Origin of the sequence: Nonomuraea sp. NPDC049400, assembly GCF_044466425.1 — a bacterium.
Lineage (GTDB): Bacteria > Actinomycetota > Actinomycetes > Streptosporangiales > Streptosporangiaceae > Nonomuraea.
Genome location: NZ_JBITMP010000101.1, coordinates 1 through 14482, shown reverse-complemented (window position 1 = coordinate 14482; position 14482 = coordinate 1). Strand labels below are relative to the sequence as shown.

The following is a 14482-nucleotide window of genomic DNA, read 5'->3' as shown; positions in this document are numbered from 1 at the left end:
ATCGAATGAAACGCGGGAAACGATCAACGTCCCCTCGGGAAGCGATCTTCTGAGTACCTACTCCGCCCCAGGCCAGCGCTATTCGTGAACACCCCGGTGAGGTGCTGGTTGAAGCCGGTCCTGTCCGGTTGTCGGGGCAGCTGGTCGTTCCGGAGGAGGCTGCGGGGGTGGTGGTCTTCGTACACGGCAGTGGCAGCAGCCGGCAGAGTCCACGCAACCGGTACCTCGCCGGTGTCCTCTGGTCGGTAGCCGAGGGTGGGTCCAGGCGGGGACGACAGGGGAGTTGTCCCCGCCTGGCTGGCTTTCACTGCACATCCCGCGTGGCAGCCGCGGATCCAGCCCGGGCACGTCGCGGACCCGGCAGTCCGCCCCAGCACCGCAGGGGACGCGCCTGGCCCGCATAACGTTCCGCGCCCAACCGATTACCGCTTTACAGACCGGCGGGGTCTTCGCCCCCAGGCTGTTCGGTCGCTGTCCCTTGCCCGACCGGACAGCCTTCTCTATGTGAGCCTGTGGGATGACCTTCCCTGCTACATCAAGGCGCGCGCCAGTCGCCACGCTCCATATGCAGCCGGAACTGCGACCACCGTCGATACCAAGACTTCACCATGCTTGATGACGACGCAGAGTCAACCCCCGGAAACCGGGGCAGCATCACTGAGCGGCTCTGAGGAGCCGCCCACTGGCCTCGGCCTCATGCCACGTTCGGGGGAATATCGATGGAGATGCCTGTTGTCAACGCATGCCAAGTGGAGGCGTGCGCGTACAACACCGACCGCCGCTGCCACGCACTGGCCATCACCATAGGTGACGTCCGCCATGCCCACTGCGACACCTTCTTCAGCGCTCCAGCCAAAGGAGGCGATCCCACCGTCATAGGCCACGTCGGCGCATGCAAGATGTCCGATTGCCAGCACAACACCCAGTTTGCATGCCAGGCCCCCAACATCACGGTCGGTTACGTGGAGAACGCGGCGGACTGCCTCACCTATTCGCCCGCCTGAGCGGCAACTCAGGCCGAGTGGGACAGCGCAAAGCCGCGCCGCTGGCCGCCGTCAGCTGCGTGGTCACACGTATCACCTGGTACCTGGCACGCAGCAGATCGGCCTCCAACCGCCGGGCGACGTGTCGGCAGTCCTCGACAGCGCACACGATGTCGGGCCACTGACCCGCCCAAGCTGCCGCGTCCGCATGACCGTCCAGGGTCGCTCGAACGATGCGCTGAGCAAGCTTGCGGCCTATCCGATCGACGGCGACCAGAGCGAGGGTACCCTTGTGAGCATCGACGTCGATGAGGACCAACCGTTCTCCTGGTGTAGCCGTCCCGCCTGGGTATGTGCCGTTAACTGGACGCACCCTCGACGGCCGCGGTATCCCGGTCTCCTCGAGGCGGGGCACGCTCACTGTCATGATTCCGGGCTCGGGCTGCGTCTCTGACGGGCGCGTGACGGGCAGTTGTGTGGGGCGCGTAGGGCGAGGACGGCCATGTCGTCGTGACCATCGCTGGGATGCTGGGCGATCAGCGCTTCCACGAGGTCGTGCAGGGGCAGGTCGCCGTGGGCGGTGGCGATGGCGGCGAGACCTTCCATCCCCTCTTCGATCAGATGGTTGTGGTGTTCGATGAGCCCGTCTGTGAAGAAGATCACTACGGCGCCCGAGGGCAGGCGGTGGGCGTGGTCGTGGCGTGGCTGGGCGGTGTCGACGCCGAGGGGCAGGTCAGGGTCGGCGTACAGGTAGCGGGCCCGCTGCTCTGGGGCGATCAGCAATGGTGGAGGGTGGCCTGCGGTGCTCCAGCGCAGCATCCAGCCACGGGCTCCGGGTTCGATGCGGGCGAGGCATGCGGTGGTGACGGGGTTGTCGGTGATGGCGTGGAGGGCGCGGTCGAGCTGGGTGAGGACGACGCTCGGCGCGGTGCGCTGGTCGTAGAGGAAGGCACGCAGCATGTTGCGGGTCTGGGTCATGGCGGCGGCGGCCTGGAGATCGTGTCCGACGACGTCGCCGATGATTGCTGCGCAGGACTGGTCGGGCACCAGCATGGCGTCGTACCAGTCTCCGCCGACGTGGCCGGGGACGATGGCGGGGCGGTAGGTGGCGGCGGCGGCGAACGGTTCCATGTGCTCGGGGAGCTGTGGCAGCAGGAGCCGCTGGAAGCGCTCGGCGTCGCGGCGGGTTTCTTCGTGCAGGCGGGCATCGTCGATGGCCAGCCCGGCGGCGCTGGCCAGGGCGGCAATCAGAGCCTCGTCGTGTGCGCGGAAGGGTCGTCCGTCGAGCCGCTCGGAGACGTACAGGTTTCCGTAGATCTTGCCGCGGATGATGATCGGGGCTCCCAGCAGGGTGCGCATCGGTGGGTGCCCGGGCGGGAAGCCTACCGAGTCCGGGTGAGCGGAGATGTCGTCGACGCGTAGTGGTTCAGGGTGGGCGATCAGATGGCCGAGCAGGCCGCGCCCGTGGGGAAACTCCGTGCCGGCCAGTTCGGCCCTTTCCTGCTCGGACAGGCCCATGGGGATGAAGAGCGCGATGTTTTCGCCTTCCTCATCGAGTACGCCCAGCGCGCCATAGCGGGCGCCGGCCAGGTTCATCGCGGTGGACACGATCAAACCCAGCACGACGGACAGGTCCACCTCCCGGGCCAGGACGGCCTCATACAGGTCATGCAGCTGGTCCTGGGCCCGGGCCAATGACCGGAGTTGTTCGGCGATCTGTTCCAGCTCAGTGCCCAGGCGCAAACGCACCTGCTGCTGCGACCTTTCCTCTTCCCCAGCCATCTTCGCCGCCCGGTGGTTAGTCGCTTGGTGTCATGTGCCGGAACTACCCCTCTGACCAGTACTGATGCCCTTGTGCGTGCGCGGTTACAGCGTCATGGAACGACAGCCGTCGACAGAGATCGCGTTTCGAGCGGCATATGAATGGAGTCGAGAAGGGAGCCGGACGGAGTCGCTCCCCTGGTGCCGGTCATAGGCCGCACCACCGTCCGGCCCTCGCATGGGGTTGCCTCATGGAGGGACGGCACCCTCGCGTTCGGCGGCGGCAACGTGGGCCTTGACCGCGAAGAAGCTGTCCGGGGTCACCGAGATCGAATCGATCCCGGCGTCCACGAGGAACCGGGCGAAGTTCGGGTCGTCGCTGGGCCGCTGCCCGCAGAGCCCGACCTTGCAGCCATGGGCGTGTGCCGTGGAGATGAGATGCCGGATGCTCCGGGTGACCGCCGGGTTGGTCTCGTTGAACAGGTGTGCCAAGGATTCGGCGTCGCGATCTACTCCGAGTGTGAGCTGGGTGAGATCATTGCTGCCGATGGAGAAGCCGTCGAAGCGGGCCGAGAACTCGTCCGCCAGCACGATGTTGGCGGGAATCTCCGCCATGACATAGACCTCCAGCCCGTCATGGCCGCGCATGAGGTGTTCCTCAGCCATCACCTTGAGGACGTGGTCGGCTTCCTCCAGGGTTCGACAGAACGGGATCATCACGATGACGTTGGTCAGTCCCATCTCGTTACGAACCTTCCGGATGGCCCGGCACTCCAGAGCGAAGCCTTCCCGGTAGCCGGGACTGTAGTACCGGCTGGCTCCGCGCCAGCCGATCATGGGGTTCTCCTCGGTGGGCTCGAACGGCTCACCGCCGATGAGGCGGGCGTACTCGTTGGTCTTGAAATCGCTCATCCTCACCACGACCGGGTCGGGCCAGCGCGACGCCGCGATACGGGCGACGCCGTGGGCGAGGGTGTCGACGAAATAGCGGGGCTTGTCGTCGTATCCGCGGGTGAGCTCGTCGATCTTCCGCCTGGTGAACACGTCGAGCCGGTCAGGGTGGAGCAAGGCCATCGGATGGATCTTGACATGGTTGTTTACCACGAACTCGATGCGGGCCAGCCCGACGCCGTCGGCGGGCAACCTCCACCAGCGCAACGCCGCCGCTGGGTTGGCCAGGTTCAGCATGACCTTGGTGCGGGTCACGGGAAGCTCGCCGAGGTCGACATCACGTTCCTCGAAGGCGAGGCTCCCCTCGTACACGACGCCCTCGTCACCTTCCGCGCACGACACCGTGACCTGCAGGCCATCGGCGAGAACGCGAGTGGCCTCGCCGCACCCGACGACGGCGGGCACGCCCAGCTCGCGGCTGACGATGGCGGCGTGCGATGTCCTGCCACCGTGATCGGTGACGATCGCAGCCGCCCGCTTCATGATCGGCTCCCAGTCGGGGTCGGTGATCGCGGTGACCAGCACAGCCCCGGCCACAAACCGGTCCATCTCGCCCGAGTCATGCAGGTTGCACACCGCCCCCGCGGCAATGGCATCGCCGATCGCCAGCCCGCGAACCAACCGCGCACCGGCCTCGGCGAGACGGTACTCCCGCAACGTCGCGGCTTCCCTGCGGGCCTGCACCGTCTCGGGCCTCGCCTGGACCAGGAACAGCTCACCGGTGTAGCCGTCCTTGGCCCACTCCATGTCCATCGCGGTGCCGTAGTGCTCCTCGACCCGCACTGCCCAGCGGGCCAGCGTGAGTATCTCACCATCGTCCAGGACCTGCCCGAGGCGTTCCGTCGCGGAGGTATCGACTGTCCGCGTGCCGGTGGCCGCATAGACCGCCTTGCACTCCTTGCCACCTGTCTTGCGGGAGATGATGGGGCGCAGCTCTGTCCGGCCCAGGAGCGGCTTGAAGACCACGTACTCGTCGGGATCCACCTGACCGCTGACCACCGTCTCACCCAGGCCCCACGACGCGTTGATCAATACAGAGCGCGGAAAGCCGCTCTCGGTGTCGATCGAGAACATCACCCCGGCGCCGGCCCGGTCCGCGCGGACCATCCGTTGCACCCCGACCGACAACGCCACCGCCGAGTGGTCGAACCCGTGGTGCTCCCGATAGCTGATCGCCCGATCGGTGAACAGCGACGCATAGCACCTCCGGCAGGCGTCCAGCAGCGCCTCGCCACCCACAACGTTGAGGAACGTCTCCTGCTGGCCCGCGAAACTGGCCTCAGGAAGATCCTCCGCGGTAGCGCTGCTACGCACCGCCACCTCTGGGTTGTCCCGTCCCGCCGACGACGACGCGAGCTCACCGTACGCATCCAAGATCTCGCGAGCGAGCGCCGTAGGCAGTTCTGCGTCGAGGAACAGGCCCCGGATCGCCCGGCCGACCTCGCCGAGCTCGGCGCCCGCATGCAGCCGGGCGATGTGCCGGGTCACTTTCTCCCGCAAGCCGTTCGCCGTCACCAGCTCCCAATAGGCATCTGCCGTGGTCGCGAACCCCTCAGGTACCCGGATCCCGCTCTCGGCCAGATTCTGGATCATCTCTCCCAGCGAGGCGTTCTTCCCACCCACCAAGCCGACGTCGGACCGGGACAGCCGCGACAACCACACCACCCGACTCGTCATGGCGTACCCCTCACTCAGGTCGAGCTCTGTCCGCACCTCAGAACCAGTGACGAGAGCATCTACCTCCACCCCGGGATCCGGGGCGCATGCATAGCCCTCGATGCCCCCTACCCAGCCGAAGGTCCGAACAACGATGACCGAGCGGGCGGTCGTCACACGCCCGATATGCCCAGCAGCCCTCATCCCCTAGGACGGCGGTCCCTGAGCCACGGACCGCATCGCCCACCCCGTCCGCTCTCCCGGCGACCCCGTCTCGCTGGCGCCGCCCAGCCAGGGCACGGAAGGCATCGAAGTGGTCAGCCGCGCTCATGACCTCTCCTCCCATTCCCTCATCGACCTGCATCAGGGCCCCCTCCTGCTGGGGTGAACAGCCGCAAGCTCGTAGCCTGATGACAGTGAGGGGTACGACGAAGGCTGCATGATCTTTCGGAGGTGCTCTGGGATCTTCTCCGGCACAGGTCAGAGCACGGCGAGCGTCCGGAGGCCAGGACGACTGGACCCGGCTGTCACCCTTCCTGTCTGAAGCTGGGCCGGACCATCCAGCCTCTGAGGGCGGGTGAGGCGCATCGGCATCACCGTCTTCAACCTGCGGCCTTCACCGGTTCTTCGAGGAGAAGCTCGTGACCATGCTGACTCAGCAGCTGCACGACGAGCACGCGCACCTGCTGCCACACATCGAAACATTGCGCACAGTCGCCGATACCGTGGGCCAAACGACGCAGGAGGCTCTCGGCATCGCGCTCGCTGACCTCCAGGCCTTTCTGACCGATCACCTCATCCCGCACGCCGAAGCCGAAGACCGGGTGCTGTACCCGGTGATCGCCCGGGTGATGGGCGCCGCCGAGGCGACCGCGACGATGTCCAGAGATCATGTCGAGGTCGGCCGGCTCACACGCGAGCTGGGCACACTGCGTGAGGCGGTGGACCGGGAAGGGCTCAACGACGACCGGCAGGCCGCACTACGACGCGTCCTCTACGGCTTGTACACGCTGGTCAAGGTCCACTTCGCAAAAGAAGAGGAGATCTACCTGCCGCTACTCGAAAAGCGGCTTCCCGCGCCTGAGGCGGAGCAGGTCTTCGCCGAGTTGGCGCACTCCAGCCGCCACCACCGGTAAGGGACTGTACGGTCTTCCACACTGGCAGATCCTGCGGATGGAGTTCTCGGCAATCGCAGTCCACTCAACCCGGGGCTCACCACGGTCTCCAACAGAGCCGGCGCGGTTCACTGCCGGTGTTACCGGGTAGGCCATTGGTCCTAAAGGTCAAGGACTTTCGTCCCTACCGGGCTGATCCAGGCAGCGGGAGCGTGGCATTAGGCCTGTGAGACGAGCGAGGGAGCCGGACCGGAGAGCCTCCGCGGAGGAGCGACGGAAAGGCTGAGAGGTCGGAAGCCGAAAGGCGGACCGGCGACCCCTAGCCACCTGATCCGGACCATGCCGGCGAAGGGAGAGCGCCTCACAGGTCTTCGCCGTGTGTCACGTGTCGAATGTCGGGCTAACAATCCTGGCTTTCCGGGCGGAATATCCCACTTTTCCCTCGTCGCCCTCCAGCGGGACTGCCGTCTGCCATCGACGACCCTTCTGCGTCCCGCATCGACGGGTCTCCTCATTCACTGGTTCTCCAACTCGGCACCGTGACGGCAGAGTCCTCCTTCCCCTAGCCGATGGGCCTTTCGTCCCATGCGTCTGACCGCGGCTACGACCCCGCCGCCAGTTCACAAACAGGGACCTTCGGCCCTACCCGCGCGACGATCTGTCCCCTGATGGTGGTGAAAGGGAGGCATTCCTTTCCTTCGCCGCGATAGGGCGCTGGGGGGAGGTGTAGGGGTTCAATGTTCGCTGATCGCCATGACGCGGGTGTGCGTCTGGCCGAACGTCTGGCTGGACTGGTCACCGATGAGAATGTGGTCGTCCTCGGGCTGCCCAGAGGCGGCGTTCCCGTGGCCTTCGAGGTGGCCCAGGCACTGGGCGCGCCGCTGGATGTGATCGTGGTCCGCAAGCTGGGGGTGCCGATCCAGCCTGAGCTGGGATTCGGTGCTGTCGGAGAGGGCGGTGTGCGCGTGATCAATCCGGCTGTCGTCCGGATGGCGGAGGTGACGCACGAGGAGATGGCCTCGGTGGAGGAGCGCGAGCGGGCCGAGGTGCTGCGGCGTGCGCGCCGCTTTCGTGGTGATCGCGCCCCGGTCGACCTCGCGGGCCGTACGGTCATCGTGGTCGACGACGGGATCGCCACGGGCGGCACCGCTCGTGCCGCTTGCCAGGTGGCTCGTTCGCGCGGGGCCCTGCGAGTGATCTTGGCGGTTCCTGTCGGAGTGCCGGACACGATCGCGAGTCTGCGCGAGGACGCCGACGAGGTCGTCTGTTTGGAGACACCTGCCGCTCTTTGGGCAATTGGCACCTGGTACGTCGATTTCACCCAGACCTCTGACGAGCAGGTGGTCGAACTGCTGCGGCGGGCCGCACAACCCGCCGCCGGGGGCAGCGCGGCGGGAAAGAGGGGCGTGACGGAATCTGATCCGGCGGAGCCTGCCGGTGAGGTGCTCGTTGAAGCCGGTCCTGTCTGGTTGTCGGGGCAGTTGGTCGTTCCGGAGGAGGCTGCGGGGGTGGTGGTCTTCGTGCACGGCAGTGGCAGCAGCCGGCACAGTCCACGCAACCGGTACGTTGCCTCGGTGCTCAATCGTGCGGGTCTGGGTACTTTGCTGTTCGACCTGCTCACGGTCGAGGAGGAGTACGACCGTGGCAACGTGTTCGACATCGAGTTGCTGGCCGGACGGCTCGCACAGGTGACGAGCTGGCTCAGTGATCAGGCTCAGGTCGCGGGACTGCCGGTCGGCTATTTCGGAGCCAGTACCGGGGCGGCGGCCGCGCTGTGGGCGGCAGCGGAGCCCGGCAGCCGGGTGGCCGCCGTCGTCTCCCGCGGTGGACGACCGGACTTGGCCGGACCGAGGCTGGCGGCGGTAGGGGCGGCGACGCTGCTGATCGTGGGTAGCTGCGACGAACTGGTACTCGAGCTCAATCAGGCGGCACAGGAGCGGATGGCCTGTGAGAACCGCCTCGAGATCGTCCCTGATGCCACACACCTGTTCGAAGAACCCGGAGCGCTGGAAAGTGTCGCGGACCTGGCACGCGACTGGTTCACCGACCATTTCAGCAGGACGCACGTGAGATGAGAGCCCCGGCATCGGGCTGGAGCCTGGGCAATGCCGCCTCAAGGACTGACATCAACACATCTGCACCATTAGGGCGAAAATGGGACACACAATCCAACTCGTCGAGGAGACGCCCTATCGCTTCCGCATCGAGCGGCAGGGATCGATGCGAGTGCCCGGCGTCATACTGGCCTCCCGAGAGCTGCTCCCGGAGGACCAGGCGCTGCAGCAAGTGGTCAACGTGGCCACCCTGCCGGGCATCGTCCGGGCCTCCTACGCCATGCCTGACCTGCACTGGGGGTACGGATTCCCGATCGGCGGCGTGGCCGCCACCGACATCGCGGCCGGAGGTGTGGTCTCGCCGGGCGGGGTCGGCTTCGACATCTCCTGTGGAGTACGGCTGCTCGCGGCCGGCGTGGATCGCGACCGGCTGGCGTCTCGAATGAACCGGCTCCTGGATCGCCTCGATCATGTCATCCCGCGGGGTGCCGCGCGCGGCGCCGTCTGGCACCTTGGCGGGCGGACACAGCTGGAAAAAGTCCTGTACGGCGGTGCCCGGTACGCGGTCGAGCAGGGCCACGGTGTGGCGCGAGACCTGGAGCGCTGCGAGGACTCCGGCGGGGTCGCCGACGCCGATGTCTCCCAGGTCGGTCTCCGGGCCATGGAGCGAGGGCTGAACCAGGTGGGCAGCCTCGGCTCCGGCAACCACTTCCTGGAGATCCAGGCGGTGGAGGAGGTGTACGACGAGGCGGTGGCGGACGCGTTCGGCCTGCACCGTGGCCAGGTATGCGTGATGATCCACTGTGGCTCGCGCGGGCTCGGCCACCAGATCTGCACCGACCACGTACGCGCGATGGAGACGGCGATGCCGCATTACGGCATCACGGTGCCCGACCGGCAACTCGCCTGTGCCCCGGTCGATTCCCCCCAAGGCCGCGCGTACCTCGGTGCCATGGCCGCCGCCGCCAACTACGGCCGCGCCAACCGGCAACTGCTCGGCGAGGCCACGCGGCGGGCCTTCGCGGACATCGCCGACAGCGGCCTGGATCTGGTGTACGACATCTCGCACAACCTGGCGAAGATCGAAACACACGACGGCGTGCGGCTGTGCGTCCACCGCAAAGGGGCTACCCGGGCGCTGCCGCCGTATCATCCCGATCTACCGGCCGATCTGGCGCCGGCGGGCCAGCCCGTGCTGATCCCGGGCACCATGGGCACCGCCTCCTACGTGCTCACCGGCGTTCCCCGCGGTGAGGCGTTCCACTCCACCTGCCACGGCGCGGGCCGTACCCAAAGCCGCCACCAGGCGGCGCGTTCCATCACCGGCGAGCAACTGCGCGACCGCTTGGAGGCGCAGGGCATCGTCGTACGCGGGGCGACCTGGCGAGGGCTGGCCGAGGAGACGCCCTCGGCCTACAAGGACGTCGACGCCGTCGTCACAGCCAGTGAGGGGGCAGGACTGTGCCGCAAGGTCGCCCGCCTGGTGCCCCTCGGCGTCGTCAAAGGCTGAACGAGCAGAAGGAAACGCCGATGAACGCCGACACCGGACACCGCACCCTCCCTCACACCGCCGACACCCGTATCCAGGCTTGGGCGCCGACGACCGGGGAATGCATCGCCCAGGCAGTGCTCGGCATGGCGGACAGCTTCCTCGACCTGCGCGGTGCCACAGCCGGCAGTGAGTGCAACCTGCACGTCGGGCCCGGCGAACCTCAAGATCAGTTGGTAGCCGTCCTGGATGAGGTCATCTACCTGATGGACACCACCGGACAGATCCCGATCAACGTGGCGACCCAACAGGAGGAGAACCGTCTGAGCCTCCATCTGACCATGGCCGATCTGACAACCGTCCCCCAGACCGGAGCGGTACCTAAGGCTGTCGCCCTGCACCAGCTGACCTTCGAACACCGTGCCGGCCAGTGGACCTGCACAGTGACCCTGGACGTGTGATGCCATAGGGCCGTCGACCCTTGGCTGGTATGGATGCGCAGGCCACCTCGTATCCGGGCGTCACTGCCCCGCGGCCTGGATACGACCGACGAACAGTTGGTCGAGTTGCTCCGGCTGGCCGGCCGCGGGAACCGGCGCAAGGGAGCGGCGTGGAATCCAACCGAGCCTGCCTCCGCCCTGGGGTCGAGGACTCTCGGGCCCTTCATCGTCATGCCTGGTAGTGGCGAAGGCGAGAGGGTAAGTGAGCCAGAAGGGGATGGATGGTTCAAGAAGGGATGAACTGCTCGGAAGGGGGTAATCGTGACGACGGCACGGGACATCATGCATCGGGGCGTCGAGTGCATCGGAGAGCAGGAGACTCTCATTGCCGCTGCGCAACGCATGCGCGAGCTGGACGTGGGAGCGTTGCCGATCTGCGGGTACGACGACCGGCTCCACGGCATCATCACCGACCGGGACATTGTGCTCAAGTGCATCGCAGCCGGTGGCGACCCCAGGACGGTGCTTGCAGGAGACCTGGCCCAGGGCAAACCGATCACCGTTGAGGCGGACGCCGACATCCAGCAGGTGCTCGATACGATGGAGGAGCACCGGATCCGCCGCCTGCCGGTCATCGACGAGCACCGGCTCGCGGGGATGATCAGTGAGGCCGACCTGGCCAGGCACCTGCCCGAGCAGACGGTCGGCCACTTCGTGGAGAGCATCTGCGCAAGGCCGTGACTAGGTAGTCAGTGGGAAACCCGGTAGAGGTGGTCGCGCGGTCGGCCTGATGCCCCGCTATCAGCGAAGGTGGACAGCCATGACTCTGCAGATCGTGGCGGGATCGGCCAACCCCGCGCTGGCCGATTCCGTCGCCGGGGAGCTGGGTAAGGAGTCGGCTTCGGCGGTGGTGGAGCGGTTTCCGGACGGTGAGCTCCGGCCAGTCGTGGATGGACTGCAGGGCGCGGACGTCTACGTGGTTCAGCCCACGGGTCCGCCGGTCAACGAGCACGTGATGGAGTTGCTGTTGCTGGTCGATGCCTGCCGGCGGGCAGGTGCGGCACGGATCACTACGGTCCTGCCGTATTTCGGGTATGCCCGTCAGGACCGTCGTGACCGGGCCGGGCAGGCGATCGGGGTCCGTGTTGTCGCCGAAGCGCTTGCTTCAGTCAGGACGTGGCGCCTGATCGTGGTCGATCCGCACACAGTGGCGCTGGAGGCCATCTGCGCTGTTGGAGTGGAGATGCTGACGGCGGTGCCGTTGCTTGCCCGGGAACTTGGTGCGGGCTCGCTCGGTGAGCGGGAGTGGGACAGGGCCGTGGTGGTCGCGCCTGATCTGGGCGCGGTCAAGCTGGCCGAGCATTACGGCGCCCTGCTGTCGTGCCCCGTGGCGGTGGTGCGCAAGGTCCGGCTGAGCGGGACGAGGGTGGTCGCCGAGGAACTGGTGGGAGATGTCCGTGATCGTCCGGTGGTCATCGTCGACGACATGATCAGCACGGGCGGCACGATCGAGGCCGCGGCGCAGGTCGTCGCCGGCCACGGCGCGGCACCGGAGATCGTCGTGGTCGCGACTCATGGCTTGTTCGTGGAGGCGGCGGTGGAGCGTCTCAACCGTGCCGGGATCCGTCGGGTGCTGGTCACCGACACGCTCGCCCAGCCGGCCACGCCGGCGATGCCGCTCGGTACGTGCTCGGTCGCTCCGCTGCTGGCCGATGCCATCGGGCGCCTGCATCGTGATGAACCACTGGACGACCTGCTGGCCCGGGTTTGATGGTCCCGTGCCGGCAGGTGAACGACCGAACCGCGAAGAGGGGACGACATCGGGAGGGAACAATGCCGCACTCACGAGTACAGAGCATTGATCACACTGTCCAGACCACCAACCGATGGCTGGCCGACCTGGCTGAGGCGATCGGGACCGAGGACCGGGACTTCGCCCTGCGGGTGTTGAAGGCCTGGTTGCACGCGGTCAGGGATGGTTTGACGGTGGACAGTGCTGCGCACTTGGCCGCGCAACTGCCCGATCTGCTTCGTGGGGTGTACTACAGCGGCTGGGAGCCCAGCCGCGTACCGATCCGCCGGGGCAGGGAGGAGTTTATCGAGTACTTCGCTCGGTCAGCCCGCGTCAGTCTCAGGGATGTGTCCGAGCTCGCCCCTGTGGTCACGGAATTCCTGTGCGGGGAGCTCTCGGAGCCGTCTGTCACGCACGTGCTCGACCGGCTCTCACACGACGTACGCACCGTGCTGCAGCCCACAGGGACGGCCAGGAGGGGATGATCGTATGTCCGAGCCGATCATCGTAGGTGTGGACGGTTCCCGGGGAGCGCTGGCCGCGGTGCTGTGGGCGGCCGACGACGCGGCCCGACGCGGCTGCGACTTGCGGATCGTCCATGTCGAGGAGCCGCTCCTCTTCGGCGGGCAACTGTACGAGCGCTCAGCCGACGACCCCGTTCGCAAGGAAGGTGAACGGCTGTTGGCAGAGGCCGCGGCGACGGTGGCCGAGTTCCGTAGCAAGGTCCAGGTGAGCACCGAACTGCTCTACGGCCACACCGCGGAGATCTTGCGCGCACAGGCCGGCGAGGCTGCGGCCGTCGTGGTGGGCAGCCGCGGGCTGGGCGGATTCGCCGGGCTCCTGCTGGGCTCGGTGGGGTTGGGCCTTGCCGGGCACGCGGAAGGACCCGTGATCGTGGTCCGCGGCACACCGGCCGTGGCGCAGGGCGAGATCGTCGCCGGGATCCATCCCGAAGACGCCGTGCACCCGGCCATCGATTACGCCTTCGAGGAGGCGCAGGCTCGCGGGGCCCGGCTGCGAATCGTACACGCATGGGATCTGCCGTCGACCAGAGTCGCCGCGCGCATCCCACCGGACCTTGAATTCATCGCCCAAGCACAGCAAAGACATGTCCATGACAAGCTGTCGCCGTGGTTGAAGCGGTACCCCGGCGTGGCGGTGACCGAGTCGGTCCTCCGCGGAAATCCCATCGCGGCGCTGTGCGAGACCTCCGCCCATGCCGACCTGGTCGTCGTGGGATCGCGGGGCCGGGGAGTGCTCCACTCGGCCGTGATCGGCTCGGTCAGCCACGGTGTCCTGCACTACGCATCCTGCCCAGTCGCCGTCGTACGGCCCCGTATCAGAGCCGAATGAAGGGACGTGCCCGCGGCGGTACTGGACCTTCTCGCGGGTCCAGTGCCGCCGACGTCGTGGTCGGTCACTTCTCGATGGCGATCCGCTTGGCCTCCTTCTTGCCGGCCTCGGGCATCGGAACCGTGATGGTCAGGATGCCCTTGTCGTAGGTCGCCTTGACGTCGTCGGCCTCGACGCCTTCGGGCAGGGCCAGGGACCGGGACAGCGAGCCGTAACGAAACTCCGAGCGGTGCGCCTCTTTGCGTTCTTCGCGCCGTTCGGCGTGCAGGCGCAGCATCCCGCCGGAGACGATGATCTCGACGTCCTTGTCGGGGTCCATGCCGGGCAGTTCGGCACGGATGACGTAGTTACTGTTGTCGATGTAGTCCTCGATCCGGATGGCGCCTTCCGGTGTCCGCAGCATGCCCCACGGCGACTCCAGCAGCTCGAACAGGTCAGGGAGCAGGGTGCGTGACCCCCAGCGCTCCAAAGCACCCATCGTGACCTCCTGCGTGTCGGATGTGCCTTCCCTCCCAGCTCACCCCCACCTGATCCGGGGATGAAGAGGCGTAGTTCCCTGCCTGGCGAGGACCTTCGTCCATCTCTTAGTTCTATAGGCCTCTGACATGTCAGAGATGCGCATCGACTGGATCGTCACGGACGCACGTGCGGTGGTCGCAAGACTGCCTCGTCCATCGAGGACGGGGACGCTTCGGTGAAGGATGGGCCGAAGGTCCTCTTGAGAGGGGGCCTTCGGCTCGCGCGTGTCCGCCACCGCGAATGATCTGGTGGGGGCATGGACACTACTATCCAGGCCCAGGCCGGGCTCGCCGCCGACGAGGCGCTGCGGCTGCTTGCCGAGCACGGCCGCAACGAGCTGCCCGAGCCGCGGCGGCCGTCTCTGCCGCT

The 14482-nt window shown here is 67.0% G+C and carries 13 protein-coding genes; 10 read left to right on the top strand and 3 right to left on the bottom strand.

What is annotated here, in order from left to right; all coding sequences use genetic code 11:
- The first annotated feature begins 719 nt into the window (after nt 1-719).
- On the top strand, nt 720-1004 hold the full coding sequence (locus ACIBVN_RS58855; RefSeq protein WP_397151337.1) for a DUF1540 domain-containing protein: 285 nt from the start codon (nt 720-722) through the stop codon (nt 1002-1004).
- A gap of 402 nt (nt 1005-1406) precedes the next feature.
- On the opposite strand, the gene ACIBVN_RS58850 is transcribed toward ACIBVN_RS58855, so the two are convergent.
- Both ACIBVN_RS58850 and ppsA read right to left on the bottom strand, forming a co-directional pair.
- Nucleotides 1407-2732, bottom strand: coding sequence for a PP2C family protein-serine/threonine phosphatase (locus ACIBVN_RS58850; protein ID WP_397151335.1), 1326 nt, complete (start codon nt 2730-2732; stop codon nt 1407-1409).
- Between the two features lie 261 nt (nt 2733-2993).
- The gene (ppsA, locus tag ACIBVN_RS58845) at nt 2994-5372 is read right to left on the bottom strand and encodes a phosphoenolpyruvate synthase (protein ID WP_397151333.1); all 2379 of its coding nucleotides are present in this window, start codon (nt 5370-5372) and stop codon (nt 2994-2996) included.
- Between the two features lie 626 nt (nt 5373-5998).
- On the opposite strand from ppsA, the gene ACIBVN_RS58840 reads away from it, so the two are divergent.
- The 8 genes from ACIBVN_RS58840 (at nt 5999) to ACIBVN_RS58805 (ending at nt 13594) form a co-directional block, all read left to right on the top strand.
- Entirely contained in the window at nt 5999-6487 is a 489-nt protein-coding gene (locus tag ACIBVN_RS58840) for a hemerythrin domain-containing protein (protein ID WP_397151341.1), read from the top strand.
- A 716-nt stretch (nt 6488-7203) separates the two neighbouring features.
- Nucleotides 7204-8541, top strand: coding sequence for a phosphoribosyltransferase family protein (locus ACIBVN_RS58835; RefSeq protein ID WP_397151332.1), 1338 nt, complete (start codon nt 7204-7206; stop codon nt 8539-8541).
- Between the two features lie 79 nt (nt 8542-8620).
- Nucleotides 8621-10030 (top strand): RtcB family protein, encoded by a 1410-nt coding sequence (locus ACIBVN_RS58830; RefSeq protein WP_397151330.1) that lies wholly within the window; start codon nt 8621-8623, stop codon nt 10028-10030.
- Between the two features lie 20 nt (nt 10031-10050).
- Nucleotides 10051-10470, top strand: a complete 420-nt coding sequence (locus tag ACIBVN_RS58825; protein WP_397151328.1) for an archease — start codon at nt 10051-10053, stop codon at nt 10468-10470.
- A gap of 300 nt (nt 10471-10770) precedes the next feature.
- A complete protein-coding gene (locus ACIBVN_RS58820) occupies nt 10771-11190 on the top strand; it encodes a CBS domain-containing protein (RefSeq protein WP_397151326.1) in 420 nt (139 codons plus the stop codon).
- A gap of 94 nt (nt 11191-11284) precedes the next feature.
- A complete protein-coding gene (locus tag ACIBVN_RS58815) occupies nt 11285-12220 on the top strand; it encodes a ribose-phosphate diphosphokinase (protein ID WP_397151324.1) in 936 nt (311 codons plus the stop codon).
- Nucleotides 12221-12282: 62 nt separating this feature from the next.
- Nucleotides 12283-12726, top strand: coding sequence for a DUF2267 domain-containing protein (locus tag ACIBVN_RS58810; RefSeq protein ID WP_397151322.1), 444 nt, complete (start codon nt 12283-12285; stop codon nt 12724-12726).
- Nucleotides 12727-12730: 4 nt separating this feature from the next.
- A complete protein-coding gene (locus ACIBVN_RS58805) occupies nt 12731-13594 on the top strand; it encodes a universal stress protein (RefSeq protein ID WP_397151320.1) in 864 nt (287 codons plus the stop codon).
- A 64-nt stretch (nt 13595-13658) separates the two neighbouring features.
- Here the strand turns inward: ACIBVN_RS58805 and ACIBVN_RS58800 are convergent, their stop codons facing one another.
- Complete coding sequence (locus tag ACIBVN_RS58800; RefSeq protein WP_349458169.1) at nt 13659-14072, bottom strand: Hsp20/alpha crystallin family protein; 414 nt, start codon at nt 14070-14072, stop codon at nt 13659-13661.
- Between the two features lie 297 nt (nt 14073-14369).
- On the opposite strand from ACIBVN_RS58800, the gene ACIBVN_RS58795 reads away from it, so the two are divergent.
- The coding region (locus ACIBVN_RS58795; protein ID WP_397151339.1) for a cation-transporting P-type ATPase at nt 14370-14482 on the top strand (113 nt) is incomplete at its 3' end.

Bases quoted from the DNA above. Each gene is read 5' to 3' on its own strand.
- ACIBVN_RS58855 (WP_397151337.1), top strand. From the start codon at position 720: ATGGAGATGCCTGTTGTCAACGCATGCCAAGTGGAGGCGTGCGCGTAC.
- ppsA (WP_397151333.1), bottom strand. From the start codon at position 5,372: ATGACGAGTCGGGTGGTGTGGTTGTCGCGGCTGTCCCGGTCCGACGTC.
- ACIBVN_RS58840 (WP_397151341.1), top strand. From the start codon at position 5,999: ATGCTGACTCAGCAGCTGCACGACGAGCACGCGCACCTGCTGCCACAC.
- ACIBVN_RS58835 (WP_397151332.1), top strand. From the start codon at position 7,204: ATGTTCGCTGATCGCCATGACGCGGGTGTGCGTCTGGCCGAACGTCTG.
- ACIBVN_RS58830 (WP_397151330.1), top strand. From the start codon at position 8,621: ATGGGACACACAATCCAACTCGTCGAGGAGACGCCCTATCGCTTCCGC.
- ACIBVN_RS58825 (WP_397151328.1), top strand. From the start codon at position 10,051: ATGAACGCCGACACCGGACACCGCACCCTCCCTCACACCGCCGACACC.
- ACIBVN_RS58810 (WP_397151322.1), top strand. From the start codon at position 12,283: ATGCCGCACTCACGAGTACAGAGCATTGATCACACTGTCCAGACCACC.
- ACIBVN_RS58805 (WP_397151320.1), top strand. From the start codon at position 12,731: ATGTCCGAGCCGATCATCGTAGGTGTGGACGGTTCCCGGGGAGCGCTG.
- ACIBVN_RS58800 (WP_349458169.1), bottom strand. From the start codon at position 14,072: ATGGGTGCTTTGGAGCGCTGGGGGTCACGCACCCTGCTCCCTGACCTG.